The 26027-nt window shown below is 58.4% G+C and carries 27 protein-coding genes; 20 read left to right on the forward strand and 7 right to left on the reverse strand.

Annotation, left to right across the window (positions count from 1 at the left end):
- The first annotated feature begins 155 nt into the window (after window positions 1-155).
- Window positions 156-2021, forward strand: a complete 1866-nt coding sequence (locus tag B3Q33_RS04825) for a sensor histidine kinase (RefSeq protein ID WP_272975577.1) — start codon at window positions 156-158, stop codon at window positions 2019-2021.
- Window positions 2022-2043: 22 nt separating this feature from the next.
- Here B3Q33_RS04825 and B3Q33_RS04830 read toward each other — a convergent pair whose 3' ends face one another.
- On the reverse strand, window positions 2044-2361 hold the full coding sequence (locus tag B3Q33_RS04830; protein ID WP_272962020.1) for an acetyl-CoA sensor PanZ family protein: 318 nt from the start codon (window positions 2359-2361) through the stop codon (window positions 2044-2046).
- A gap of 80 nt (window positions 2362-2441) precedes the next feature.
- On the opposite strand from B3Q33_RS04830, the gene hisB reads away from it, so the two are divergent.
- The 5 genes from hisB (at window position 2442) to B3Q33_RS04855 (ending at window position 6439) form a co-directional block, all read left to right on the forward strand.
- A complete protein-coding gene (hisB, locus tag B3Q33_RS04835) occupies window positions 2442-3047 on the forward strand; it encodes an imidazoleglycerol-phosphate dehydratase HisB (protein WP_035245197.1) in 606 nt (201 codons plus the stop codon).
- Between the two features lie 9 nt (window positions 3048-3056).
- Entirely contained in the window at window positions 3057-3698 is a 642-nt protein-coding gene (gene hisH / locus B3Q33_RS04840) for an imidazole glycerol phosphate synthase subunit HisH (RefSeq protein ID WP_272962018.1), read from the forward strand.
- A 95-nt stretch (window positions 3699-3793) separates the two neighbouring features.
- Window positions 3794-4534 carry a 1-(5-phosphoribosyl)-5-[(5-phosphoribosylamino)methylideneamino]imidazole-4-carboxamide isomerase gene (hisA, locus tag B3Q33_RS04845; RefSeq protein WP_035245193.1) on the forward strand — a complete coding sequence of 247 codons (741 nt, stop codon included), beginning with the start codon at window positions 3794-3796 and terminating at the stop codon, window positions 4532-4534.
- A gap of 12 nt (window positions 4535-4546) precedes the next feature.
- Complete coding sequence (gene hisF / locus B3Q33_RS04850) at window positions 4547-5323, forward strand: imidazole glycerol phosphate synthase subunit HisF (RefSeq protein ID WP_272975578.1); 777 nt, start codon at window positions 4547-4549, stop codon at window positions 5321-5323.
- A gap of 225 nt (window positions 5324-5548) precedes the next feature.
- Window positions 5549-6439 (forward strand): bile acid:sodium symporter family protein, encoded by an 891-nt coding sequence (locus B3Q33_RS04855; protein WP_035245189.1) that lies wholly within the window; start codon window positions 5549-5551, stop codon window positions 6437-6439.
- A gap of 6 nt (window positions 6440-6445) precedes the next feature.
- On the opposite strand, the gene B3Q33_RS04860 is transcribed toward B3Q33_RS04855, so the two are convergent.
- From B3Q33_RS04860 to B3Q33_RS04870, 3 genes are read right to left on the reverse strand one after another with little or no spacing between them, the layout of a single operon-like run.
- A complete protein-coding gene (locus B3Q33_RS04860; RefSeq protein ID WP_272961483.1) occupies window positions 6446-7210 on the reverse strand; it encodes a divergent polysaccharide deacetylase family protein in 765 nt (254 codons plus the stop codon).
- Complete coding sequence (locus B3Q33_RS04865) at window positions 7210-8511, reverse strand: S41 family peptidase (RefSeq protein ID WP_272975579.1); 1302 nt, start codon at window positions 8509-8511, stop codon at window positions 7210-7212. Before B3Q33_RS04865 ends, B3Q33_RS04860 begins: the two co-directional genes overlap by 1 nt.
- A gap of 40 nt (window positions 8512-8551) precedes the next feature.
- Complete coding sequence (locus B3Q33_RS04870; protein ID WP_273009911.1) at window positions 8552-9712, reverse strand: murein hydrolase activator EnvC family protein; 1161 nt, start codon at window positions 9710-9712, stop codon at window positions 8552-8554.
- Window positions 9713-9824: 112 nt separating this feature from the next.
- Between B3Q33_RS04870 and B3Q33_RS04875 the strand changes: the two genes are divergently transcribed.
- Genes B3Q33_RS04875 through secB form a run of 3 tightly spaced genes read left to right on the forward strand, consistent with a single transcriptional unit; the run spans window position 9825 to window position 11020 of the window.
- On the forward strand, window positions 9825-10241 hold the full coding sequence (locus tag B3Q33_RS04875; protein WP_035245184.1) for a rhodanese-like domain-containing protein: 417 nt from the start codon (window positions 9825-9827) through the stop codon (window positions 10239-10241).
- A 13-nt stretch (window positions 10242-10254) separates the two neighbouring features.
- On the forward strand, window positions 10255-10533 hold the full coding sequence (gene grxC / locus B3Q33_RS04880) for a glutaredoxin 3 (protein WP_272962133.1): 279 nt from the start codon (window positions 10255-10257) through the stop codon (window positions 10531-10533).
- Window positions 10508-11020 (forward strand): protein-export chaperone SecB, encoded by a 513-nt coding sequence (secB, locus tag B3Q33_RS04885; RefSeq protein ID WP_408605291.1) that lies wholly within the window; start codon window positions 10508-10510, stop codon window positions 11018-11020. Before grxC ends, secB begins: the two co-directional genes overlap by 26 nt.
- A 141-nt stretch (window positions 11021-11161) precedes the next feature.
- Here secB and trmL read toward each other — a convergent pair whose 3' ends face one another.
- On the reverse strand, window positions 11162-11635 hold the full coding sequence (gene trmL, locus B3Q33_RS04890) for a tRNA (uridine(34)/cytosine(34)/5-carboxymethylaminomethyluridine(34)-2'-O)-methyltransferase TrmL (protein ID WP_035245179.1): 474 nt from the start codon (window positions 11633-11635) through the stop codon (window positions 11162-11164).
- A gap of 153 nt (window positions 11636-11788) precedes the next feature.
- On the opposite strand from trmL, the gene B3Q33_RS04895 reads away from it, so the two are divergent.
- Window positions 11789-12115, forward strand: coding sequence for a DUF4377 domain-containing protein (locus B3Q33_RS04895; protein WP_052042467.1), 327 nt, complete (start codon window positions 11789-11791; stop codon window positions 12113-12115).
- A gap of 19 nt (window positions 12116-12134) precedes the next feature.
- The gene (locus B3Q33_RS04900) at window positions 12135-12455 is read left to right on the forward strand and encodes a DUF2007 domain-containing protein (protein ID WP_272962134.1); all 321 of its coding nucleotides are present in this window, start codon (window positions 12135-12137) and stop codon (window positions 12453-12455) included.
- A 109-nt stretch (window positions 12456-12564) separates the two neighbouring features.
- Here B3Q33_RS04900 and typA read toward each other — a convergent pair whose 3' ends face one another.
- Window positions 12565-14373, reverse strand: coding sequence for a translational GTPase TypA (typA, locus tag B3Q33_RS04905; protein WP_035245175.1), 1809 nt, complete (start codon window positions 14371-14373; stop codon window positions 12565-12567).
- A gap of 329 nt (window positions 14374-14702) precedes the next feature.
- Between typA and B3Q33_RS04910 the strand changes: the two genes are divergently transcribed.
- From B3Q33_RS04910 to B3Q33_RS04925, 4 genes are all read left to right on the forward strand, one after another.
- A complete protein-coding gene (locus B3Q33_RS04910) occupies window positions 14703-15296 on the forward strand; it encodes an ATP-dependent zinc protease (RefSeq protein ID WP_035245174.1) in 594 nt (197 codons plus the stop codon).
- Window position 15297: 1 nt separating this feature from the next.
- The gene (locus tag B3Q33_RS04915) at window positions 15298-16824 is read left to right on the forward strand and encodes an inactive transglutaminase family protein (RefSeq protein WP_272962135.1); all 1527 of its coding nucleotides are present in this window, start codon (window positions 15298-15300) and stop codon (window positions 16822-16824) included.
- Between the two features lies 1 nt (window position 16825).
- A complete protein-coding gene (locus B3Q33_RS04920) occupies window positions 16826-17815 on the forward strand; it encodes an alpha-L-glutamate ligase-like protein (RefSeq protein WP_272962136.1) in 990 nt (329 codons plus the stop codon).
- A 62-nt stretch (window positions 17816-17877) separates the two neighbouring features.
- Complete coding sequence (locus tag B3Q33_RS04925) at window positions 17878-19713, forward strand: DUF3413 domain-containing protein (RefSeq protein WP_272962137.1); 1836 nt, start codon at window positions 17878-17880, stop codon at window positions 19711-19713.
- Between the two features lies 1 nt (window position 19714).
- On the opposite strand, the gene B3Q33_RS04930 is transcribed toward B3Q33_RS04925, so the two are convergent.
- A complete protein-coding gene (locus tag B3Q33_RS04930) occupies window positions 19715-20662 on the reverse strand; it encodes a metallophosphoesterase (RefSeq protein WP_272962138.1) in 948 nt (315 codons plus the stop codon).
- A gap of 171 nt (window positions 20663-20833) precedes the next feature.
- Between B3Q33_RS04930 and B3Q33_RS04935 the strand changes: the two genes are divergently transcribed.
- The 5 genes from B3Q33_RS04935 to glnL all read left to right on the forward strand — a co-directional run bounded on the left by B3Q33_RS04935 (window position 20834) and on the right by glnL (window position 26019).
- On the forward strand, window positions 20834-21919 hold the full coding sequence (locus tag B3Q33_RS04935) for a tRNA (5-methylaminomethyl-2-thiouridylate)-methyltransferase (RefSeq protein WP_272962139.1): 1086 nt from the start codon (window positions 20834-20836) through the stop codon (window positions 21917-21919).
- 150 nt (window positions 21920-22069) lie between these two features.
- Entirely contained in the window at window positions 22070-22321 is a 252-nt protein-coding gene (locus tag B3Q33_RS04940) for a sulfurtransferase TusA family protein (RefSeq protein WP_035245170.1), read from the forward strand.
- 229 nt (window positions 22322-22550) lie between these two features.
- The gene (gene glnA / locus B3Q33_RS04945; RefSeq protein ID WP_035245168.1) at window positions 22551-23957 is read left to right on the forward strand and encodes a glutamate--ammonia ligase; all 1407 of its coding nucleotides are present in this window, start codon (window positions 22551-22553) and stop codon (window positions 23955-23957) included.
- An 89-nt stretch (window positions 23958-24046) separates the two neighbouring features.
- Window positions 24047-24772 carry a hypothetical protein gene (locus B3Q33_RS04950; RefSeq protein WP_272962140.1) on the forward strand — a complete coding sequence of 242 codons (726 nt, stop codon included), beginning with the start codon at window positions 24047-24049 and terminating at the stop codon, window positions 24770-24772.
- A 137-nt stretch (window positions 24773-24909) separates the two neighbouring features.
- Window positions 24910-26019, forward strand: coding sequence for a nitrogen regulation protein NR(II) (glnL, locus tag B3Q33_RS04955; RefSeq protein ID WP_035245165.1), 1110 nt, complete (start codon window positions 24910-24912; stop codon window positions 26017-26019).
- The last annotated feature ends 8 nt before the right edge of the window (window positions 26020-26027 follow it).

The following is a 26027-nucleotide window of genomic DNA, read 5'->3' on the forward strand; positions in this document are numbered from 1 at the left end:
ATGGACCCGGATTATACCAGTCAGAAATGACTGACTGATAACTTAGCATTGATCGTGTGAGTTTAGGGGAAGGACCTTTGCAAAAGTTCCAATTTTCAGTGTTGACGCTTCTGCTTGTGTGGTGCGGCCTGGCCACGGCTGCCCAGGGAAGGACGGTGGCACTGGCTGATGCCAAGGAGAAAGTGCTGCTGGGCGAGTACATGCAGATACTGGAAGATCCGGAGGGAGACTGGACTCTGGATCAGGTCCGTGACCAGTTTGTCAGCCGCTTTCGCAACAGCGAAAGCAGTACCCTGAACTTCGGCTTCACCCGCAGCACTTTCTGGTTACGTATTGCCGTGGATTCCACCGGTGTGGACGGAAGCTGGTTTCTGGTGGAGCGTCATCCGATCCTTGATGAATTGACTCTTTATGCGCCTGACGGGGAGGGCAATTATCGTGCTTTGGAAGTGGGGGATACTCGGAACTTTGACCAGCGGCCCATGAAGCATCGGGCCTTTGTATTTGGCCTGGAAACCGACGATCCCGGGGTGAAGGAGTATTACCTCAAGGTGCGCGGCAAGGGTGCCCTGAACATGATGCCGGCGCTCTATAGTGCCAAGGGGCTGGTGGAGTTCACATACCTTGAGCAATTGATGCAGGGCCTGTTTTACGGCTCCCTGGTGATTATGCTGGTCTACAACCTGCTGCTCTACCTGTCTCTGCGCGACAATGTGCATCTGCACTTCGTGATGTTTCTGGGCGGGATAATTTTTTTCAACATCAATGTCAGCGGCTTTGGCTTGCAATACCTGTGGCCGGAAACGCCCAAGATCAATGAATACTTCTGGCTTAGTACCTATGTGATTACATTGGCCCTTGCCCTGTATTCCCGCCAGTTTCTGCAATTGGCGCAACGTTTTCCCCGCTATGATCGGCTGATAAAACATTACCTGATGATGGTTGGCGGCGCCTTTGTGCTGCAGTGGCTCATGGAGCCCCCCTGGACCTATCACCTTTCCACGGTGATTGCGTTGATGACCATCGTGCTGTTCAGCTGGCTGGGCTGGATGGTCTGGCGGCAGGGGTTTCGGGTCGCGCGGCTCTACGTACTGGCCTGGTCGGTGTTTCTGCTGACTATCTTCCTGTTCGCCATGGGCAACCTGGGGCTTATGCCCTATAGCGTGTTCGTACCTTATCTGCCGCATTTTGGCGCTCTGTGGGTGGTAGTCATGCTGTCGCTGGCGCTTGGGGACCGGATTCGCTTTCTGGAGACCGAGCGCAAACAGTTGGCCCTTGAAGCGCAACAGAATCTGGAGCGGCATCTGGCGGATATCGAGCAGATGAACCGGGACAAGTCCATGTTCCTGCAATACATCAGCCACGAGCTGAATACACCGATCAACTGGATCGGTGCCGCCGACTCCCTGGGACAGGATGCACAGGGTGACCAGGATGTGGATGTCTGGGCCATGGTACGCAAGGGCCAGCGACGGCTGACCGGGATCGTCAGCACCTCGCTGCGTTATTTCGATTTGTCAGACCGCAATCAGCCGCCGCCGGTGGGTAACTGCCAGCCCATGTGGGTGCTGGATGGGATTTTGCGTGAGCAAGCCGGGCGGATTGAACAGAGCGGCATTGCCGTACGCAATCGTGTATCACCGAACCTGCGGGTCAACGCCAGTGAAGGCGAGCTGCAGGAGGTGTTGTCAATCGGTCTGGATAATGCACTGCGCTTCAGTGCGGAAGGCGGCAGCGTGGACATTTCCAGTGAAGTGGATGTGTCCGGCGGTTACGCGGAGATTTGTATCAAGGATGAGGGCAAGGGCGCCACGGCCGAGCAGCTTGAGCATATTCTCGAACCGTTTTTTGTGATGGGCTCGCGCCACCACGAGGAGGGCTTTGGCCTGTCATTGGCCATGGCCCGGGTAATGATCGAGCAGGTGGATGGCCAGTTGTGGGCGCAAAGCCCGGGGCCGGGGCAGGGCTTTACCCTGCATATTCGCCTGCCTCTCTCGGACATGCAGGCCCCGCGGGCGTAACCGTTGCCGCCCGGGTCACTGATCAGCGTGTTGGGTCGCATTCCCGGGGCATAGCCAGAATTGCCCCCAGTTGCTGGCCGATCAGCCGCAAAAAGTCCTTGCCCACCCCTCGGCCCCGGGTGGCCGGGTGCACCACCACCCAGTCCAGCTCGGGCCGGTTTTCTTCTATCAACGCCACCGCCACGCGCTTGCCGTTGAAATGGGCGGCAAACAGGCGTTTGTCGCCGGCGGCCACTGCCGCGTCCAGTTTTTCCCGGTATTGCGGGTCATCTCGCAGCACCTGATCGAAGGTGGCGGCCTGTTCCGACGATAAGGGGTGGGGTTCAGCACTGATCGGCATGAAATTGCTCCGCTGGTTAGGCTCTGTCAGGGTGCGTATAATAACCGGCCCACTGCCCTGGGTAACCCCTGGAGATAGAGATGAGCAAGCGCAGCGCCACTGTTGAGCGCAACACCCTGGAAACCCAGATCCAGGTCTCCATCAACCTGGATGGCACCGGCCAGTGCAAACTGGATACCGGCCTGCCGTTCCTGGAGCACATGCTGGACCAGGTGGCCCGCCATGGCCTGGTGGATATCGAGATCAAGGCCAAGGGGGATTTGCACATCGATGCCCACCACACGGTGGAAGACATCGGCATTACCCTTGGTCAGGCTTTTACCAAAGCCATTGGCGACAAGAAAGGGGTGCGCCGTTACGGCCACGCCTATGTACCGCTGGATGAAGCCCTGTCCCGCGTGGTGCTGGACCTGTCTGGCCGTCCCGGCCTGGAAATGTTCGTGGACTTTACCCGGGGCAGCATCGGCGGCTTCGACGTGGACCTGTTCTACGAATTCTTCCAGGGGCTGGTCAACCACGCCATGATCACCCTGCACATCGATAACCTGCGTGGCAAGAACGCCCACCACCAGGCAGAGACCGTGTTCAAGGCCTTCGGCCGTGCCCTGCGCATGGCGGTGGAGCCGGACCCGCGCATGAGCGGCATTACCCCGTCCACCAAGGGCACCCTGAGCGAAAGCGAGTAACCGTAGCGTATGAGCGAAGTAGTAGCCGTCATTGATTACGGCATGGGCAATCTGCACTCCGCCGGCAAGGCCTTGGAAAAGGTGGCCAGTGGCCAGCAGATCGTCATTACCGGTGACCCGGATCAGGTGCGGGCGGCAGATCGGGTGGTGTTCCCCGGTGTGGGTGCCATCCGGGATTGTATCGCGGTGCTGCGCGAGACCGGCCTGGACCGGGCCATTCTGGATGTGATTGCCGCCGGCAAGCCGGTGCTGGGGATCTGTGTTGGCATGCAGGCCCTGATGGCACGTAGTGAGGAGAACAACGGCGTGGATTGCCTTGGCGTGTTCGACGGTCAGGTTACTTTTTTCGGCGAGTTGCAGAATGATACCGGTGGCCGCCTGAAGGTGCCGCACATGGGTTGGAACCAGGTGCGTCAGGGCATGGCGCACCCCATGTGGGCGGGCATCGCCGATAACACCCGTTTCTACTTCGTACACAGCTATTGCGTCACCGGGCTGGCCGATGAGGAAGTAGCGGGTCGTTGCGACTACGGTCTGAGCTTTGCCGCGGCGGCTACCAGAAAGAATGTCTTTGCGGTGCAGTTTCACCCTGAGAAGAGCGCAGATGCCGGCCTGACGCTGCTGGAAAATTTCCTGCGCTGGCAGCCATGATTTCACTGAGTGTTTCAGTGGATCGCTGACAGCAACATCATCACTAACGTCGTCATTCACCGCGCAAGCGCAAACCCAGCTTTTGAGATTTTGACATGCTTTTGATTCCCGCCATCGACCTGAAAGACGGTAAATGTGTACGCCTGAAGCAGGGGCGTATGGAAGACGATACGGTGTTTTCCGATGACCCGGTGGCGGTAGCCAGCCACTGGGTGGAGCGCGGCGCCCGCCGTCTGCACCTGGTGGACTTGAACGGTGCCTTTGCCGGGGAGCCGGTGAATGGTGACATCGTCAAGGCGATAGCCAAGGCGCATCCGGATCTGCCAATCCAGATTGGCGGTGGTATCCGCAGCCCGGAAATTATCCAGGCCTATCTGGATGCCGGGGTGCAATGGGTAATTATCGGCACCAAGGCGGTCAACGAGCCGCAGTTCGTCAAGGAAATGTGTCAGCAGTTCCCCGGCCACATCATCGTTGGCCTGGATGCGAAGGATGGCAAGGTCGCCACCGATGGCTGGGCCAATGTCACTGATGTGGATGTGATCGATCTGGCCAAACAGTTCGAAAACGACGGCGTGTCCGCCATCGTCTATACCGATATCAGCCGTGACGGCATGCTGCAGGGCGTCAATGTGGACGCTACCGTGCGCCTTGCCCAGTCCATGTCCATTCCGGTGATTGCCTCCGGCGGTATCACCAATCTGGATGACGTGCGTAACCTATGTGCAGTGGCGGATCAGGGCATCAGTGGTGCCATTACCGGTCGTGCCATCTACGAGAACACCCTGGACTTCGGCGAAGGCCAGGCACTGTCCGACGAACTGATCGGCGCCTGACGGGGACGCATTATGGGCTTAGCCAAACGCATTATTCCGTGTCTTGATGTGGACGCCGGTCGGGTGGTCAAGGGCGTGCAATTCGTGGACATTCGCGATGCCGGTGACCCGGTGGAGATTGCCAAGCGCTACAACGATGCCGGTGCTGACGAGATTACCTTTCTGGATATCACCGCCAGCCATCAGGAGCGTGACACCACCCTGCACATCGTGGAGCGGATCGCCAGCCAGGTGTTTATTCCGCTCACCGTGGGCGGCGGCGTTCGGACTCTGGAAGATATCCGTAATCTGCTCAATGCCGGTGCTGACAAGGTCGGCATCAATTCGGCGGCGGTGCACAATCCGGAATTTGTGCGCGAGGCGGCGGAGCGTTTCGGGTCCCAGTGCATCGTGGTGGCCATTGATGCCAAGAAAGTCAGTGCCGAGAGCGAGACCAATCGCTGGGAAATCTTCACCCATGGTGGCCGCAAGCCCACCGGGCTGGATGCGGTAGCCTGGGCAAAGCAGATGACCGACTACGGTGCCGGTGAAATCCTGCTCACCAGCATGGACCGGGATGGCACCAAGAACGGCTTTGATATTGCCCTGACCCGGGCCATTGCCGACGCAGTGCCGGTGCCGGTGATCGCTTCTGGGGGTGTTGGTAACCTGCAGCACCTGGTGGACGGCGTGGTTCAGGGTGGTGCCGATGCGGTGCTCGCCGCTTCCATTTTCCACTTCGGCGAATACTCCGTGCAGGAGGCCAAGCAGTTCATGCAGGCGGCCGGGGTGGAGATGCGACTGGACTAGCGGCCGCTATATTTCAGCGGCGCGCTACTGAGTCGACCCGCTGGCGCTTTGCTCGCAACTCGAATCTTTCGGTTGCCTTTACCCTTCGCTTTGCGAGCAAAGCGCCAACAGGTATATCAGACCGGGGTCGCAGATGTGGCAAGACAGCCGCTTTGTACTGGCTGTCAGTGAAATCCTGTTTTACTCTCGAGGCGTTACCAAGAATAAAATCTCGGGAGAGAGGCAATGGGTTCCAATGCGCTAATCGATATCGGCCTGCCGGTGTCGCTGTTTTTGATCATGGTGGGGATGGGCATGACCCTGACTCCCAAGGACTTCCGCGAAGTCGCCATCGCCCCGCGCGGCACCTTCTTCGGCCTGCTGGCCCAGATTCTTTTATTGCCGCTCATTGCCCTGGGGGTGGCCCTGGCGCTGGAGTTGTCCCCTGCATTGGCGGTGGGGCTGATCGTGATTGCCGCCTGTCCGGGTGGTACAACGTCCAATCTTTTCGTCTACCTGGGCCGTGGTGATGTGGCCCTGTCCATCGTACTGACAGTGCTGGCCAGCCTGATCACCATTGTTACCCTGCCGGCATTTACCGGTTGGGCGCTGGAGCGCTTTCAGGATGCGGACAAGGTGCTGGAGCTGCCGGTGCTGCGCACCATCATTACTCTGTTTGTGATCATTCTGCTGCCGGTGGCAGTGGGCATGACGATTCGCCATTTCCGTCAGGACTGGGCGGAAAAGGGCGAGAAGGCGGTAGGCTTGCTGGGTCTGCTGGTGTTGGTGGCGGTGATTGCGCTGCTGATGGTAGAGCTGGGTGAAGAAGCGCTGGATCTGTTCCGCAAGGCAGGGTTGTCGGCGGTAATTCTGAACATTGCCGGCCTGGTGCTGGGTTTGGTGGGGGGGCGCCTGATTGGCCTGAGCCGGGACCAGGCCTTTACCGTGGCCATCGAGCTGGGCATCAAGAATGGCACCCTGGGGCTGATGGTGACCCTGACCCTGTTGCACTCCGAAGCCATGTCGGTGCCGTCAGCGGTGTACGGGGTGCTGATGTTTGTCTTCGGCTTCCTGATGATCGGCTATGCCAGGCTCACCGGTATCGGCCGGGGACAGCCCGCTCCGGTTTCCGAATAACCGGACTCAGGACCCGGCGTGGGTGCTATTTCCCGTAGTGGCAGTGTCCAGCGCCGGGGTGTCCAGTAGCGAAGAAACTGGCACCACTTGAATGCCGGCATCGTCCATCAGCGGTAGTACCTGCTGCAGATAATGGACGGTTTCCGGATAAGGGTGGCCGATGGCAATCGCCTGGCCGCGCTGACGGGCGAGCCGGATCAGTTTGTTGAACTGGGCGTTGATCTTGACCAGATCACGCTCGTTATCCAGAAAGATGTCACGTCCGGCGTTGGCCAGCCCCTGTTGTCGTGCCACCTGCTGTGCCACTGAGCGGCCACTGGTGCGGCTATCCACAAAGAACAGTTGATGGGCTTTTAGTTCTGCCATCAGCCAGCCCATGGGTTCGTCCTGTTCGGTGAGTGCACTACCCATGTGGTTGTTGAGGCCCCGTGCCTGGGGGATCTGACTGAGTGCCTGGCGTACGGTATCGAGCAGTTCGTTTTCGCTGATGCCCTGCCGGAGTCCGCCGCGATCCAGGCGAATATGCTGGCCGGCGTCCATGGGCAGATGTACCAGCACTTCCTTGCCGGCCCGACTGGCGCGCTCGGCCAGTTTGCGTCCGTGAGGGGAATAGGGGATCACCGCGCAGGTCACCGGTGCAGGTAGATCGGCAATGGCCTGGCCGTTCTGGCGGTGATAGCCCAGATCATCAATGATGATGGCAATGCGCGGCTGGGCTGTGGCAGTGGCGGTGGCCAGCAACAGCGCCAGACCGATTGCGAAACGGTGCATTAGCGACTGTCGTTGTTGCGAGCCAGTACTACGCCTTTCAGCACGGACAGGGCCTGTGCCAGGGCGTAATCTTCCTGGGCAAGAGACTGGCGCTTGCCGTCGTCGCGGGTTTCTCCGTTTTCGTTGTTCAGGTGGCGAGGCAGGTCTGCCTCTCGTACCTGCATGTCTTCACGGACCTCGAATTTGGTAACCACGTCCACGGCGATATCCGGTTCAATGCCTTCGGCCTGAATGGAGCGTCCATCGGGTGTGTAGTAACGGGCAGTGGTCAGCTTCAGGGCCTTGTCCTTGCTCAGCGGTAGCACCGTTTGTACCGAGCCCTTGCCGAAGGTGCGATTACCCACCACGATGGCGCGGCCCTGATCCTGAAGGGCGCCAGCGACGATTTCCGAGGCGGAGGCGCTGCCGCCGTTGACCAGTACCACCATGGGCATGCCATTCAGGCGGTCGCCGGGTTTGGCATTGAAGTCGCTGCGACTGCTTTTCTCGCGGCCCTGGGTATAAACAATCAGGCCGTTGTCCATGAACAGGTCGGCCACTTCCACGGCGCCACCCAGTACACCGCCGGGGTTGTTGCGCAGGTCCAGCACCAGGCCACGCAAGGTATCTTCCTTGGCGAGTTTGTCCAGGGCTTTGCGGGCATCGTCGCCGGTATTGTTCTGGAATTGGGAAATGCGCAAATAGCCCAGCCCAGGCTCCAGCATGCGGGATTTGACGCTGTGCAGCTGGATCTTGTCGCGCTCGAGGGTGACCTGGTGAGGTTTGTCATCCCCGTCACTAAGCACCATCAGTTCGATTTCCGAACCGATCTCACCGCGCATCAGCTCTACGGCTTCGCCCAGGCTCAGACCTTTCACAAAGGTCTCGTCGATTTTCAGGATCAGGTCGCCGGCCTGGATGCCGGCCTTGCTGGCCGGTGAGCCGTCCACCGGGGTAACCACCTTGACGAAGCCGTCTTCCATGGTGACTTCGATACCCAGGCCGCCGAATTCACCGGTGGTGGTGACCTGCAGGTCGTCAAACTGGTCCGGGGTCAGGTAGCTGGAATGCGGGTCCAGTTCATAGAGCATGCCGCGAATGGCTGATTCAAGCAGTTCGCGGTCATCAACCTCATCGATATAGGCGCCGCGGATGCGCTCCATGACTTCGGCAAAGGCACGCAGTTCATCCACCGGTACGCCCTGCTGGCGGGCCTGTTGATCCAGCGCCGGGTCTTCGGCATGAAGGCTGGCGAAGGGAGCGGCGGACAGCAGTGCCGTCACCACAGCTGTGCGCAGAAAGGACAAGGTTGGCGTTGGCATTCAGTATCCCCGGCAGGCACGCGAGATCAATGCGCGTGCTTCAATCATTTGTGTTTTGGGCCAGTGGCGGCAGTGTAACACGGCGATTACACCAGCGTGTGGGGTTCACCGCCTTGCCGCGATGACGTATCTCGAAGTACAGACCACTGGCACGATTGCCGCCGGAATTGCCGGCCAGTGCCAGGCTGTCACCGGCGGAGACCCACTCGCCGACTTCCCGCAACAGGCTCTGGTTATAGCCATACAGGGTCAGGTAGCCGTTACCGTGATCGACAATGGTGAGCAGGCCGTAGCCGCGCAGCCAGTCTGCAAACACGACGCGACCGGCGTATACCGACCGCACCGGCGTGCCGGCAGACGCATTCAAAATCACGCCCTGCCAGCGTAGCGCCCCTTCGCGGGCGCTGTTGTAGCTGGTGCCAATGTTTCCGTCCAGAGGCCATGGCAGTTTGCCGGCCAGCTTGCCGAAGGGCGTTCCGCCCAGGTCGGCGGGGATATCGTTCAGACTGCGCTGCATATCTGCCAGCAATTTTTCCAGCTGCTGCTGGTCTCGCCTGAGCTGGCTGAGGCTTGAGCTGCGGTCATCCAGGGAGCGGTTCAGGCTGGCCAGGGTCTGCTGGCGGCTTTTCTGGGCCCCCTGCAACTTGTCTGCATGGCGGTGTACGTCACTGCGCTTGTCGAGCAGTGCCTGGCGGGCCTGCTCCACGCGCAGGCTGACAGCCATCAGTTCATCCAGCTCACCATTGACCTGTTGCAGGCGATTGCTGCGGGCGCGCTGGTAGTATTCCTGGTAGCGCAGCAGGCGGGCAATCTGGTCCGGTTGCTCCTGGTTCAGCAGCAGTTTGATGCGTTCCTGGCGGCCGGCCTGATAACTGGCGCGGACGGTTTTGGCCAGCCAGTCGAGCTGGGTCTGCTTTTCCCGGGCCAGCTGAGCCTGTTCCTTTTCCAGTTTGGCCAGTCGCTGGCGGGCCTCGCCGGCCTGTTGTTCCAGATTGCGTTGTTCACGGGACAGGCGACTGATGCGAAGCTCGGCTTCGCGCAGATCCGCCTGAACTGAATCCCGCTTGCGCAGTTCCCGGTTCTGGGCGGCACTGAGCTCGCTGATGCGGTCCTTGAGCTGCGCCAGTTGGGCCTTTGACGGTGTATTTTCGCCCCAGGCCAGGGCGGGCAGGAGTAATAGCAGCAGTAATCCGGGGCGCATGGTTTTACCTTACCCCCTTGCGGGTGTGTATACTTGGCGCCGATTTTCCATCGGCGCGGGGCTGTCCAATTATCTGCACAGCGTCGGCCATTGCCACTGATTCGGGGTTCCAATGAGCCAATTGCTTGAATTTGCCAGTAACCATTACCTTCTGGTGTCCGCCTTTTTTCTGCTGTGGGCCGTTTTCTTTGTGCTTGAGTCCCGCCGTGGCGGCAAGGCTCTGAGTCCTCAGCTGGCCACCAATCTGGTCAACCAGAAGGATGCGGTGATTGTTGACCTGCGCGATAGCGATGAGTTTCGTGCCGGACATATTGCCGGCAGCATCAATATCCCTGCCAGCCAGGCCCTTGAGCGTATTGCAGAACTGGAAAAATACAAGGACAAACCCATTATTCTGACTTGTGATATGGGCGCCAAGGCCTCACATCTCGGTCGTCAGCTGCGTGGTAAGGGCTTTGACGAGCTGTATCGCATCCAGGGCGGACTTAACGCCTGGCGCGGGGCTTCCCTGCCTGTGGTTAAAGACTAGGCAGGAGGTGAATATGGCCAAAGTGGAGCTTTATACCACAGGTTGGTGCCCTTTTTGCGTTCGCGCCAAGCAGTTGCTGAACAGCAAAAACATTCCGTACCACGATACGGATGTGGATCGACAGCCTGATCAACGTGCGGTGATGATGCAGCGTGGCGGGGCTCGTACGGTGCCACAGATCTTTATTGATGATCGCCCCATCGGCGGTTGTGATGAACTTTATGCTCTGGAGCGCGCAGGGGAGCTGGATTCGCTGCTCGGCGCCAATTCGGGGGAGTCGGGAACAAAGTAACAGGAGAAAAACCATGGCCGAACAACAACAGGTTTTCCAGCTGCAGCGTATTTATCTGAAAGATGCCTCTTTCGAGTGCCCGGGGGCGCCGGAAGTGTTCCTGGAAGAGTGGAAACCCAAGGTCAATGTGCAGCTCAATAACGGCGCCCGCCGCATTGGCGAGACCGATGAATTTGAAGTGGAGTTGACTGTCACGGTTACCGCCAAGGACGAGAAGGAAGAGAAAACCTTCTATCTGGCAGAAGTGAAGCAGGCCGGTATCTTTACCGTGAAGGGTGTGGAGGGCGAAGAGCGGGCCCAGTTGCTCGGTGCCTACTGCCCGAACCTGCTGTTTCCCTATGTGCGCGAAGTGGTCTCGGATCTGGTCGCCAAGGGCTCCTTCCCGCAAATGGTACTGCAACCGATCAACTTCGATGCCCTGTACCAGCAGCAACGCCAGCAGCAGGCGAAAGCGCAGGCTGAAGCTGAGGGTGAGACGGTTCAGTAAGAATTGATAATTGAAAATGGATAATTGATAACGCCACGGATTGGCGTTGCTATTGTCTTTAAATGCAAGAGGCCGCGTCCAAACGCTTGGACGCGGCCTCTTGCGTTTCAGGACTTGATGTCCGTTCCCGCGAGTTATCAATTATCCATTCTCAATTGCCCCTATGTAGTCCAGCTGCCGCCATGCCTCATACAGCGTCACCGACACCGCATTGGCAAGATTGAGGCTGCGGCTGTTCGCCACCATGGGCAGGCGCAGTTTTTGGGTGGGTGGCAGGCTGTCGAGAATGTCGGTGGGCAGGCCGCGTGTTTCCGGACCGAACAGCAGCACATCCTCGTCTGCGAACACCGCATCACTGTGTGGCTGGCTGGCCCGGGTGGTCAGGGCAAACAGGCGTTTACCCTCCATTGCGTCCAGAAAAGCGACAAAATCCGCATGCACGGTGAGGTGGGCCAGTTCATTGTAGTCCAGCCCGGCGCGGCGCAGTTTCTTTTCCTCCAGGGAAAAGCCCAGTGGCTCTATCAGGTGCAGGTGGGCCCCGGTGTTGGCGGCCAGGCGGATGATGTTACCGGTGTTGGGGGGGATTTCCGGTTCGAACAGTGCGATATGGAGCATGGGAACCTGTTTCAAGTCTAGTGGCAGCCGTGCCGGAAGCGAATTTTTCGTCCGTTCGTATTGCGGCGGTGTATGGCCCTTATGTTTTGCCTTGGTGGGCCGCGCATGGTACTGCTTGTTACCTGTGAGGGAAAAAATAACAAGGCTGGTACCATGATACTGAAACACACGCTGTTTGCGGCGCTGTTTTTACTGGTTGCTTGTGGTGAACAAGAAGACAAGCCCGGCGATATTCTGCATGTTGCTCCTTATTCTTCTGCCTGTATCGGTGCGGGGCCAATGGATTGTCTGAGGGTGCGCAGTGATGACGAAGCCAACTTTCAGCTTTTCTATAATCATATCGATGGTTTCGAGTTCGAGCCCGGTCACCGCTATACGCTGCGAGTAAAAATAGAGGAAGTGGCGTCACCGCCAGCGGACGGCAGCAGCTTGCGTTACACCCTGCTGGAGGTGGTGAGCAAGGAAGCGGTCAACCCCTGATGAATGAGAGGGCACTGCCGTGAAGTGTGTTTTCCATGCCCGCGACGGTATTGAAGCGCATATGCTGGCGGACCTGCTGGATCAGGTGGGTATCATGGCGCAGGTTCAGGGCGACATGTTGCAGGGAGCCGTAGGAGAGCTGCCTGCGGCGGGCCTGGCGTCGGTGTGGGTGGCGGAAAGCGATGAGTCGAGAGCTCGCGAGGTGATCGCCGAGTTTGAGACCAGTCAGCCTGCAGACACCGTGCAAGCCGCTCGCCCGGAGGCGCAGCGCTCTTTCACCCAGGGGTTGTTGTTGGGAATGGTGATCGGCGCGGTGGTGATGTTGATGCTGCTGCGTTGAAAAAGGTTGGACACAAAAAAGCCGGGCATCGCCCGGCTTTTTGGTGTCAAACGTTGGCTTAGAGGGAGGAATTCGCTTTGCGCATTCCTCCCCGCGACCATTGTTGCGTTTACCGTCCGGCGCGCTTGCGCTCGGTTTCGGTAAGCAGCTTCTTGCGGATACGCAGACAGTTCGGGGTCACTTCCACCAGCTCGTCATCTTCGATGAAGTCCAGTGCCTGCTCCAGGCTGAAACGAATCGGCGGAGTCAGGACGATGTTTTCATCGGTGCCGGAGGCGCGCATGTTGGTGAGCTGTTTGCCCTTGGTGGGGTTGACCACCAGGTCGTTGCCGCGGCTGTGGATGCCGATGATCTGGCCTTCGTACACATCCACGTTCGGATCGATCAGCATCCGGCCACGCTCCTGCAGGTTGAACAGGGCGAAGCCCAGCACCTTGCCCTTGACCATGGACACCAGCACACCGTTGATGCGCTTGGCCATGTCGCCGGCCTTGTATTCGCCGTAGTGGCTGAAGGTGCTGTTGAGGATGCCGGTGCCGGAGGTGAGGGTCAGGAACTGGCTACGGAAGCCGATCAGACCACGGCTGGGCACCAGGAACTCGAGGCGTACCCGGCCCTTGCCGTCCGGCTCCATGTTGGTCATTTCCGCACGACGCAGACCCAGATGCTCCATGATGGCACCCTGGTGTTGCTCTTCCACATCGGCGATCACGGTTTCGTAGGGCTCCTGCTTGACGCCATCCTCTTCACGGATGATCACCTGCGGGCGGCCAACGGCCAGCTCGAAGCCTTCGCGACGCATGTTCTCGATCAACACGGACAGGTGCAGCTCGCCACGGCCGGAGACGCGGAACTGGTCGGCGCTGCCGGTTTCTTCCACGCGCAGGGCCACGTTGTGCTTGAGCTCCGCTTCCAGGCGTTCGCGGATCTGGCGGCTGGTGACGAATTTGCCATCCTGGCCGGCGAACGGCGAGGTGTTCACGTGGAAGAACATGCTCACGGTGGGCTCGTCCACGCTCAACGGCGGCAACGCTTCCACGCTGGCCGGATCACACAGGGTGTCGGAAATGTTCAGCGGGTCGAGGCCGGTGATGCAGACGATTTCGCCGGCAGAGGCAGTGGGGGCGTCAACACGCTCCAGACCGTGATAGCCCATGATGGTGAGGATCTTGCCATTGCGGACATTGCCATCGGCGCCGATTACTTTCACCGGGCTGTTGGCCTTGATGTTGCCGCGCTTGACCCGGCCAATGCCGACGATGCCCAGGTAGCTGTTGTAGTCCAGGGAGGAAATCTGCATCTGGAACGGACCGTCCGCGTCCACGTTCGGGTAGTCCACCTTGTCGACGATGGTCTGCAGCAGCGGGGTCATGTCGTCGGCCATGTTGTCTGCTTCCAGACCGGCAATGCCGTTCAGGGCTGACGCGTAAATGACCGGGAAATCCAGTTGCTCGTCGGTGGCGCCAAGGTTATCGAACAGGTCGAATACCTGATCCATGACCCAGTCCGGTCGCGCGCCCGGGCGGTCGATTTTGTTGATTACCACGATCGGCTTGAGGCCGGCGGCAAAGGCTTTCTGGGTGACGAAGCGGGTTTGCGGCATGGGGCCATCCACCGCGTCTACCAGCAGCAATACGCAATCCACCATAGACATGACCCGCTCTACCTCGCCACCGAAATCGGCGTGGCCGGGGGTGTCGACGATGTTGATGCGGTATTCATTCCACTGGATGGCAGTGTTCTTGGAGAGGATGGTGATGCCCCGTTCCTTCTCCAGATCGTTAGAGTCCATTACCCGCTCAATATCGCCAGCGCGATCTCCCAGGGTGCCGGATTGTTGCAACAGCTTGTCCACCAGGGTGGTCTTGCCGTGGTCAACGTGGGCGATGATGGCGATATTGCGCAGACGTTCAATCACAGATGTAGCTCCGTTAAGAAATGGGCGGGATGACGCTCGTGCCTGATCTCGACCTGTACGCAGCCACGTAGTGGGCGTTGAAAAGGGTCTGGCATCCCGCGGGGGCGCGCATTATACCAGCGCTGGGCGCAGGTGATAGCCCGTCGGTCAGGCTTTCGCGTAACATTTGCGAATGTGAAAAGATTCAAAAATTTACGGTTGTTCCTGCGAGTGGGCTGCGGATCGCCTAGAATGGCGCAACCATTTCCCCGGAGAAGGGTCAGACTCACCGTCTTTTTCCGTTGTCGGTGCCGAAAATTCGGCAATAACGCTTTTATAATCAGGTTGTTATGATGCGAATCCCCTTGGTGCTGATAGGGGCGCTGGTGCCTGCCGTGGCCCTGTCTGAGGTGCCACCAGTCAACAAGAGAATCTATGGTCTGCACGAAAGCGTGCATGTCGGTGAACTGGGTATTACGGTGCCGGCCAAGCTGGACACCGGGGCGGACTCCGCCTCCCTGAGTGCCCGTTACATAAAGACCTTTGAGCGTGACGGGGTGAAAATGGTTGAGTTTGATATAGCCATCGACAGGGATGACCGTGAAGAGTGGGGCATCCAGCAGAATCAGTGGGATGACGTGGAATTGCCACTGGCCGGGCATGTGCGGATAAAGCGCCGGGCAGAGAGTGTTCAGGACGGCGAGCGGGATTTCAGCCGCCGGCCAATGGTGACGTTGACGATATGCATGGGCGATCGTGAGCAGAAAATAGATGTCAATCTGACAGACCGGAGCGAGTTTCGTTACCCGCTTCTGGTCGGTGCGGATGCCCTGATGGGCCTGGGAGCCCTGGTAGACCCGTCGTTGTCCATGTCTGTGGGCGCGCCACGCTGCCGGGAGGATCAGGAGGATGAACTGATGATGGAGGCTGCCGGGGCGCATTAACATGGGGTCTGTCAAACTACAGGCACGGATTTTGGCCGTGTTTCTCTTGCTGCTGGGTGGCGGCAGTATCGCTTACCAGTTGCTAGTGCAGAAGGTGCCGCTGACTCAGGATGAGAAGGACCCGGTGTGGGTGGTCGATGCCCAGGTCAGCTTTACTGCCAGGGCCAACAAACCGATCAAGGTGCGCATGTTCGTGCCGCCACAGGGGGCCGGTTACACCACCCTCAACGAAAGCTTTATCTCCAATAACTATGGCGTAAACGTCAATGTGGAGAAGGGCAACCGACAGGTCACCTGGTCCGCCCGTCGTGCCGAGGGTAATCAGTATCTTTACTATCGGCTGATGCTTACCCCCCGTTTTGCGGAAACCCGCGAGAATGAGCCGGGCCCCCAGTTCCGGCCGGCCCCGGTGCTGGACGGAGCGGAAAAGTTGGCGGCCGAAGCGCTGTTGCAGCCGATCCGTCAGCATTCCGCCGATGTGGAAACCTTCATTGGCGAAACCATCAAGCGGGTGAATGAACTGGAAAACGACAACGTCCAGTTGTTGCTCGGCGGTGATGTGAGTCCGGAAAACCGAGCCCAGGTAGTGGATCTGCTGCTTGCCATGTCCCATATTCCTGCTCAGCCGGTGCATACCCTGCGACTGGTGGAAAGTCAGGAACAGCAGCCCGAACTGTGGTTGCGGACCTATAACGGAAAGCGCTGGCTGTACTTCAACCCGCTGGATGGCCAGCAGGGTTTGCCGGATGACCGAGTGGTATGGTGGAGCGGCAGTGAGTCGTTGCTGAATGTCGAAGGCGGGCGCTCGGCGAATATGACACTGAGCGTGCACCGTAATGAAATGAGTGCCCTGCAACTGGCTCGGTCCCTGCGGCTGCAGGATGCCAGCAGCTTTATCGATTTCTCCCTGTACGAGTTGCCGCTGCCCTCTCAGCAGCTATTCCGCATTCTGATGATGATCCCGGTGGGCGTACTGCTGGTCCTGCTGATCCGTTCCCTGGTGGGTATGGAAACTCTGGGCACTTTTACGCCAGTGTTGATTGCCCTGGCGTTCCGGGAAACCCAGGTGATCTGGGGGGTGCTGCTGTTTACCTTCATCACCGCTATTGGCCTGTCGGTGCGCTCCTATCTTGAGCATTTGAAACTGCAGCTGTTGGCGCGGCTGTCCATTGTGCTCACCTTTGTGGTAATCCTGATGGCAGTCATCAGTCTGTTTGGCTATAAGTTGGGTGTGTCATCAGGGTTGTCGGTGGCACTGTTCCCCATGGTGATTCTGACCATGGTGATCGAGCGGGTTTCCATTGTCTGGGAAGAGCGCGGTGGAACCCAGTCCCTGAAAGTGGCGCTGGGTACCCTGGTGGCTGCGGTGTTGTGTCATTTGCTTATGGTATGGCCGCCGCTGGTCTATTTCGTCTTTACCTTCCCGGGTGTGCTGTTGTGCATGTCCGCAGTGATGGTGTTGATGGGGCATTACCGTGGCTACCGCCTCACTGAATTGATGCGCTTCCGGGCGATGGTGGAGCGCTGACATGTTCTGGTCCAAGACCCGCAAGGCCCTGCGTGCCCGTGGCGTAATGGGTATTAACCAGCGCAACGGTGATTACATCCTCCGCTATAACAAGCGCAGTCTGTATCCGCTGGTGGACGACAAGCTGCAGACCAAGCAGATGGCGCTGGATGCGGGCATTCGGGTGCCGGAGCTGTACGGTGCCATCGCCACCGAACAGGGAATCAGCACCCTGCACCGGGTGGTGGAAACCCATCGGGATTTCGTCATCAAGCCGGCTCAGGGTGCGGGCGGTGACGGTATCATGGTGATTGCCGATCGCTTCGAGGACTATTTCCGTTCCGCCTCCGGGCGCATCGTGACTACCGAGGAGCTGGAACATCATATTTCCGGGATTATCTCCGGTATTTATTCCCTGGGCGGCCACCGTGATCAGGCCCTGATTGAATACCGGGTGCGGTCCACCGAGCTGTTCAATCGCATCAGTTTCGAGGGGGTGCCGGATATTCGCATCATCGTGCTGCAGGGTTACCCGGTGGCGGCCATGCTGCGTCTGCCTACCCGCCAATCCCAGGGCAAGGCCAACCTGCATCAGGGTGCTATTGGTGTGGGTCTGGACCTGTCCAGCGGCGTGACTCTGGGTGGCACCTGGCACAACCAGAGAATCGAGCGCCATCCAGACACCGCCAATGCGGTGGCCGGCCTGACCGTGCCGGACTGGGAAGAGTGTCTGGAGCTGGCCGCCCGTTGTTATGATCTGACCGGCCTGGGCTATCTGGGGGTGGATCTGGTGATGGACCGGGAATTCGGACCGATGATGTTGGAGCTGAATGCCCGACCAGGGTTGAACATCCAGATCGCCATGGATGATGGTCTGCTGCGTCGTTGCCAGATTGTCGAAAACCACCTGGCTGACCTGAAGGGCGAAATCCGTCCGGTGGCTGAGCGCGTGACATTTTCCAAGCGAGAATTTGCAGTGGCTGGCCCCGTTCTGGCAGAACAAGAAGAATGATTTAAGCTGGCGATAAGCCTCTTGGCGTAGGCTTCACTGCCTGGCATTCAAGGGGTTTTGTAATGAATAAGCAAAGTGCATGGGGTGCTTCCCTGCGCGGGTACTACTTTTTCCTTTTTCTTCTCTTTCTTGCGCTCAATGCATGGATCGGGCGTGGAATGATAGAAACCTTGCCACCCCTGGGCATGCTATTCATGCTCGCCGCCTTGAGCGGTTATGCTTTTCTCTATGTGCTCATGGTGGCTGCTCCCGGCTGGATGCTGGGCAAGGTTCTGGGGCGGGGCGCCCAGGTCGCATTGGTTGTGGCGCTAGCCACATCTATTACCTTGTTGCTACTGATCGACAGCCAGATCTATGCGATCTATGGCTTTCACCTCAATGGTTTTGTCTGGAACCTGATAACTACACCCGGCGGAATTGAATCCATGGGCGGCAGTGCCGACACGTCCTGGACTGTGGCCGCCATCTGTGCGGCGGTGCTGGCGATTCACGTCCTTGCGTTGTTTCTGCTGCGTGCGCGGTCTCTGCCGGGGGTGGGTTTTGCGGTGGCGCTACTGGTTTTGTGCATGGTGGGTGAGCGCGCGGCTTACGGTATCAGCCATCTGAAAGGTTATCAGCCGGTGCTGATGGCCGCTCAGAGTATTCCCTTCTACCAGCCCACCACCTTCCGCCATGTGGCGAAACAGTGGGGGTGGGAGATGGTGCGTAGTGCCCGGCTGGAGGCGGAGGCCAAAGGCCGCCTGAATTACCCGAAAGCGCCACTGCAGATCAGCGCCGACGCGTCGCGCCCGAACATTCTGTTCCTCGTGGCTGAGTCTCTGCGCTGGGATATGTTGACCCCGGAAATTATGCCGAATCTGTGGCGTTTTGCGGCGCAACACGGCACCCGCTTCACTCAGCATTACAGTGGCGGAAATGGTACCCGGATGGGTATGTTTAGCCTGTTTTACGGGTTGCCGGGTAATTACTGGTTCAGCGTGCTCGACGAGCGCAAGTCTCCCGTGCTGATGACGCATTTACAGCAGGTTGATTACCGTATGGGCCTGTATACCAGTGCCAACTTCAGCTACCCCGAGTTTGATAAAACCCTGTTTGTGTCGGTGCCCGAAGGTGAGCTGGTCAGTGACGATGCCGGGCCCGGCTGGGAACGTGACCGTCGCAACGTGGTGCGCCTGCTGGACTTTATTGACCAGGGTGAAAAGGATTCGCCCTTCATGGGGTTCATGTTTTTCGAATCCGCTCATGCTCGTTATTACTTTCCGGAGGAGAGCGCAATCCGTGAGGATTACCTGCCAGAAATGAACTATGCGACGATGGACTTGGAAGCCGATATGCCAGGCATTTTCAACCGCTATATCAACGCCTCCCATCATCTGGATCAGCAGTTGGGGCGAGTGCTGGAGCATCTGGAGAACAGTGGGCGGCTGGACAATACCATTGTCATTGTTACCGGCGATCACGGTGAGGAATTCATGGAAAATGGCCGCTGGGGGCACAATTCCGAATTCCATAACGAGCAGATACATGTGCCTTTCGTGTTGTCGCTACCGGGCAGCACGCCGAGTGTGGTTGAGCGGCCTACCAGTCATCTGGATCTGGTACCCACGTTGCTGCCTCTACTTGGCGTGACCAATCCCGCCACCGATTACAGTGTGGGACGATCTTTGCTGGCGGACCGTAGCGAGGCATATCGGCTTGTGGCCAGCTGGGATGCGTTGGCCTATGTGGGTGCAGATTACAAGGTGGCCATGCCCCTCGGTGCGGGGGGGCTATCGGAAATGCGCATCAGTGATGCGGATGATCAGTCAGTGGCAGATCCGGACGTTGTGCTGGCGCAGCGCCGTGATGCTCTGGCGCGGGTGCTGCTGGATATTTCCACCTTCTTTCGGAAACACTAAATCAGCGAACCCCCTGGCCTCTCTGATCGCCCTGCCAAAGCAGGGTGATCAGTGGGGCTTGCGGGTCCCCCGATACACTATAGAACGCGTACTGCGCCTCCATTTCTCCATGATTGTCATACAGGTCCAAGGTCACCAGTCCGTGGGTGGCGAGAGTGAAGCGTTGTTCCTCGCTGGGAGTACCCAGGTCGTTGTTAATGCTGGCCGCACCGGAAACCAGTTGTCGAGTGCCCTGGTATTCTCCTTCATCGGAAAGAATGTGGTCATGACCGCCGAGCAGCAAGTCCAGGCGGCCGAGCAGCTTCGGTTTGAGTAGCAGATTGATCATCTCGCCGGCTTCTCCGTGGGAGCCGGTGCTGAATAAGGGGTGATGGGCAAAGGCCAGGCTGAACCGGCAACCATGCTCTCTGGCGGTGTTTTGAGCCTGTTCCAGCCAGCGCCCCTGCCGTCGGATGTAATACCACTTCTCGAACCAGGTGGTTTCCAGGCTGAAGGCACAGGCATCTGGCCATTGTTCTGCATAGTAATAATGGGGGAAATGCACCAGCGCATGGCGCTGAGCCACCTCCAGCCAAGCTTGTCCGTTGCGCTTCCAATCGTGGTTTCCCAGTACCAGATAGATTGGAATGCCGGCGTCCAGGGCCGGTTTCATCGGGGTGAGAAAGCGGCTTTTCAGCAGAGGATCATCCGCGCTATGGATGCCGTCCGGGTAAACCATGTCGCCCAGGTAGCGGACCTGATCGCATTGTAGCGTGACCAGGGCCTGTCCCACTGCCAGGGATGGCGTGTTCCCCCAGCCGCCATCTCCGATGGCGCATATCCGTTGGCCGGCCAGCGGCTGCTGGTGAAGCAACCAGGGAGCTTGCGGGGTCTGCCACCACCAGCCCAGGCCGGCGGCGGCGATGAGCCCCGGCAGGGCAATCAGTGAAACGCGAAGCCAAAGGAACATAAAGCCATGGTATTTCATCCAGGGAGGCCAGAGTGTGGCCAAGTCAGATGACGATGGGGTGACAGCCGGTGTGGTTAGCGAGGGAGGGGAGGGTGCGTCCCGGGCATGCCATTGTTATACTGCACCGCCCAAATTTTGAGCTGTCCTTCCACAGTAACGCAGGTTTTTTTGATGACAGAGGCAACCCAACCCATCAAGCGTCGCGCCATTGCACTGGTGTCCGGCGGACTGGACTCCATGCTGGCCGTGAAAGTCATGCAGGAACAGGGCATCGAGGTGGAAGGCGTGAATTTCTACACTGGCTTCTGCGTGGAGGGGCATACTCATGCCATCCGCAAGAAAGACAAGGACAAGGAAAAGCGCAATAACGCCCTGTGGGTTGCCGAGCAGTTGGGTATCAAGATGCACATCATCGATATCTCCGAGGAGTATAAGGATGTGGTGCTCAATCCCAGGCACGGTTACGGGGCGCACCTGAATCCTTGTCTGGATTGCAAGATCTTCATGGTCAATCAGGCCACTCTGATGATTAACAAGGCCCGGGAACTGGCTGGGGATCGCGGGTTTGATTTTATTGTGACCGGTGAAGTGATCGGCCAGCGTCCGAAAAGCCAGCGCAAGGCAACCATGCCGATTATCAGCGCGGAATCCGGCGCGGACGAGCGTCTGCTGCGGCCGCTATGCGCGAAGAACTTGCCAGCTACCCTGCCCGAACGTGAGGGCTGGGTAGACCGGGAATCCCTGCACGATTTTTCCGGCCGCAGCCGTAAGCCGCAAATGGCCCTGGCCAAGAAGTTCGGGCTGGATGACTTTGCCCAGCCTGCCGGTGGTTGCTGCTTTCTTACCGACGAATCCTATTCCAACAAGTTGGCGGATCTGTGGAAGGCCCGCAACGAGCGTCGCTACGAGCTTGATGACATCATGCTGTTAAAGGTGGGGCGTCATATACGTCCGCAGCCCCATTTAAAGCTGATCATCAGCCGGGAGGAAGGCGAGAACCGTTTCCTGGAGGGGTATCGCTACCAGTTTACCAGCATTACCACAGTGAGCTGCCCGGGGCCTTTGGCCTTGGTGGATGGCAATTTCCAGAATGATGAGGAAATGCAGCAGGCGGCGGCGATCGTGGCCCGTTATTCCAAGGGGCGTTCGTCGGATGAGGTTACCCTGGAAGTGCGCAGCCCGGATGGTGTGGCGCGCCAGGTCACTGTAGAGCCATTTCACCCGGATGCAGTGCCGTTGGCCTGGAATGTGGGGTAAAGGCAGCTATGAGCTGTTGGCTGCGAGGAAAACAAAAAAGTGCTGCTGGGGTTGTGCTTCGTTTGGGGCGCGGCACCCTCTTTAGAAGCTAGAAGCTAGAAGCTAGAAGCTAGAAGCTAGAAGCTAGAAGCTAGAACCCAGGGACCCCTGATGACCGAAGCTGTTCATGAACTGGATGTGCGCCGCATGTTGTGCCCCATGCCGGTGATCAAGACGCAGAATAAGGTGCGCACTCTGGCCACCGGCGATTGCCTGCGTGTGGTATGCACGGACCCCGGAGCGCTAAGCGATATCCCTGCCTGGTGCCGTATCAACGGGCATCAGGTGCTGGAAACCGGCGAGGCGGGCAACGAGGTGTTTGTGGTCCTGCGGGTCGGCGAAGACAATGGTGCACTATTTTAGTGCAATAAAATGGTGCGGCGCACCACAATAATGCACTATGAGGTGCTATCTTTCCCCTGATTCTGTATTTTAGCGTCAAATGCGCTAAAAAAGGGCTGGCATGGAACTTGCCTCCCTATTGGCAAAGCAGGCCTGGTGGCCGAGAATACCGGCTCTCTGTTCTGCCCTGATGCGGGGCGGGGCCATGAGCCAGAGACAAACCCGCTGTTCCTTAGGAGGACGCACGACAATGTCTGAAAAGACCCTCAAGCTGATTAAAGAAAATGATGTGAAATGGGTGGACCTGCGCTTCACCGATAGCCGTGGTAAGGAGCAGCACGTAACCCTCCCCGTGGGCGAAATCGACGAAGATTTCTTCCAGGATGGCAAAATGTTCGATGGCTCTTCCATCGCTGGCTGGAAAGGCATCAACGAGTCCGACATGGTGATGATGCCGGACGACGAGTCTGCCGTACTGGACCCGTTCACTGATGTGGCGACCGTCAACCTGCGCTGCGACATCCTCGAGCCGTCCACCATGCAGGGTTATGAGCGTGATCCGCGTTCCGTTGCCCGTCGTGCCGAGGAATACCTGAAGTCTACCGGTATTGCTGACACCGCACTGTTCGGTCCGGAGCCGGAATTCTTCGTATTTGATTCCGTGCAGTGGAAATCCGACATGCAGGGTTCCATGTACAATATTCACTCCGAAGAAGCAGCGTGGGTATCCCACGAAGACTTCGAAGGTGGCAACATCGGTCACCGTCCGGGCGTGAAAGGCGGCTACTTCCCGGTTCCGCCGGTAGATAGCCTGCACGACCTGCGTGGCGCCATGTGTTCCGCCATGGAGCAGATGGGTCTGCAGATCGAAGTGCATCACCACGAAGTGGGTACTGCGGGCCAGTGTGAAATCGGCGTTGGCGCCAACACCCTGACTGCCAAGGCTGACGAAGTACAGATTCTCAAGTACTGCGTACACAACGTGGCTCACGCCTACGGCAAAACAGCCACCTTCATGCCCAAGCCGCTGATCGGTGATAACGGTTCCGGTATGCACGTTCACGTGTCCCTGGGTAAAGATGGCAAAAACCTGTTCGCGGGTGACGGCTATGCAGGCCTGTCCGACGAAGCGCTGTACTTCATCGGCGGCATCATCAAGCACGCCCGTGCCCTGAACGCGTTCACCAATGCGTCCACCAACGCCTACAAGCGTCTGGTGCCCGGCTTCGAAGCCCCGGTAATGCTGGCCTACTCTGCCCGTAACCGTTCTGCTTCCATCCGGATTCCGTTTGTGAACAGCGCCAAGGCGCGTCGTATCGAAGCGCGTTTCCCTGATCCGTCTGCGAACCCGTACCTGTGTTTCGCGTCTCTGCTGATGGCTGGCCTGGACGGCATCAAGAACAAGATGCACCCTGGCGATGCCATGGATAAGGATCTGTACGATCTGCCGGCAGAAGAAGCCAAGGACATCCCGACCGTGGCGCATACCCTGACCATGGCGCTGGATTGCCTGGAAGCCGATATGGACTTCCTGACCGAAGGCGACGTGTTCTCCAAGGATATGCTGGAAGGCTACATCGCCCTGAAGCGTGGTGAGGTTGAACGTCTCAACATGACCCCGCACCCGGTCGAGTTCGATATGTACTACTCCTGCTGATTTCCCCTGGGAAAGCTCGCAGAAAGAAGGCCCCCGCTAGTCGGGGGCTTTTTTTGTCTGAAGAAAGACGGTAATGCATATGGTGTTTTGTGCATTTTGCCCTTTTCATCTTTCCAGAGGCTGTTCAGAATCGAAAGAAAGAGGGAGGTGTCCAGATGCTCAGGTTGATAGCGGGTATTGCCGTGCTGCTTATGACGGTTGTGTTGCAGGCTGAAGACGGGATTGTCGACGAAGAGGGCGCTTCCGCCGCGCAATCCAGAATTTACAAGCAGACGATGCCGGACGGTTCGGTGCAGTTCACGGATAAGCCTTTGTCTTCAGGGGCAGAGCCCGTTGATATCCGTAGTGTGAACACTGTGGAGGGTGCGAAAAAGACAGTGCGCCCGGTGGACAGCGAGCTACGGAAAAGTGCGCCTCCGGTAGTTTCCCGGCAGGAGTATGCCGGTCTGGCGGTCTCCAGTCCTGAGCCGGGTGCGACCATCCGTAACCCTGTGGAGTCGATACCCATTGAAGTGGCCATCAAGCCACAGCTACAACCAGGCGATCGGCTGGAGTTGACGCATAATGGTCAGGTTCTTGAAGGAGCTTCACTGGATCGGCCAGAGCGAGGCACGCATCAAATTCAGGCTCGGATTTTGAGTGCCGAGGGTGAGGTACTGATCGAATCTGAAATTGTTGAGATCTATATCCACAGGACAACGGTGGGGGATATCAAACGGCAGCAGCAGCCCTCGAACGGGGGTGATACCGCCATACGTCCTGGCACATCGCAGCGCCCTGTTCAGCCGCTGCGCCCCTATTCGGCCCGCCCTTAAAGCACTGCTTTGGTGCAATTCTGCCTTGCCATCCCCTAAACTCATTATAGGCTCTGAGCCCTGTCGGGTTGTAGTGCCTGTTAGGTACGCATTATAGGTGCCAGCCCAAGTGGCCTGATAATTGCTTATGCCCTGTTATGGGCCAACAGTTGATGGGTGGTGTCACCTTGCACAAACGTTTACTCGATCACCTGCGTACCGCAGTGATCATGCTTGATGACAATCTGCAGGTCCGCTACCTGAATCCGGCGGCGGAAATGCTGCTTGCGACCAGTGCCAGCCGTGCCATGGGTCAGCCGTTACCGGACTATTTCTTTGATGATGAGGAAGCCCGTGCTGCCCTGCGCCAGTGCATTCGGGACGAGCATCCGTTTACCCGTCGGGAAGCCCGCCTGGCAGTGTCCCCCGGCTATGAAATAACGGTGGATTACTCAGTCAGCCCGATCAATGAGCCGGGGCAGACGCTGTGTCTGTTGATGGAACTTCAACCGCTGGACCGGCTGTTGCGCATTACCCGGGAAGAGGCGCTGATCCATGCTCATCAGGCCACCCGGGCGCTGGTGCGCGGTGTGGCACACGAGATCAAGAATCCGTTGGGCGGCATCCGCGGTGCTGCACAGTTGCTGGAGCGAGCCCTGCCGACCCCGGATCTGACCGAGTACACCAAGGTCATCATTGATGAGGCGGACCGGTTGCGCACGGTGGCAGACCGTATGCTGGGTCCGCGCAAACCGCCGGAATTCAAGGCGGTGAATATCCATGAGTGCCTGGAGCATGTGCGGCAATTGTTGCTGGCGGAACATCCCAGGGGTGTGTCCATCTGGCGGGATTACGATATCAGCCTGCCGGATGTGATCGCCGACCGGGATCAGATGATCCAGGTGCTGCTCAATATTATCCGCAACGCCACCCAGGCCTTGTTGGAATCGCACACCGAGGATGCCCGCATCATCATGCGCACACGGGTGTTGCGGCAGTTCACCATCGGCTCACTGCGCCACCGCCTGGTGCTGCGGGTGGATATTATCGACAACGGCCCGGGCATAGCTCCGGATGTGCAGGAGACCCTGTTCTATCCCATGGTCAGTGGCCGGGCCAGTGGTACCGGGCTGGGATTGTCCATTGCCCAGTCCATCATCAGCCAGCACCAGGGGCTGATCGAGTGCGAAAGCGTACCGGGCAAAACCGTATTCAGTATTTTGCTGCCAATGGAGCAGCCGGAAGTAACGGAGAGCGAACAGTCATGAGCGCCTAT

The sequence above is a fragment of the Alcanivorax sp. UBA3183 genome (genome assembly GCF_002364155.1).
Lineage (GTDB): Bacteria > Pseudomonadota > Gammaproteobacteria > Pseudomonadales > Alcanivoracaceae > Alcanivorax > Alcanivorax jadensis.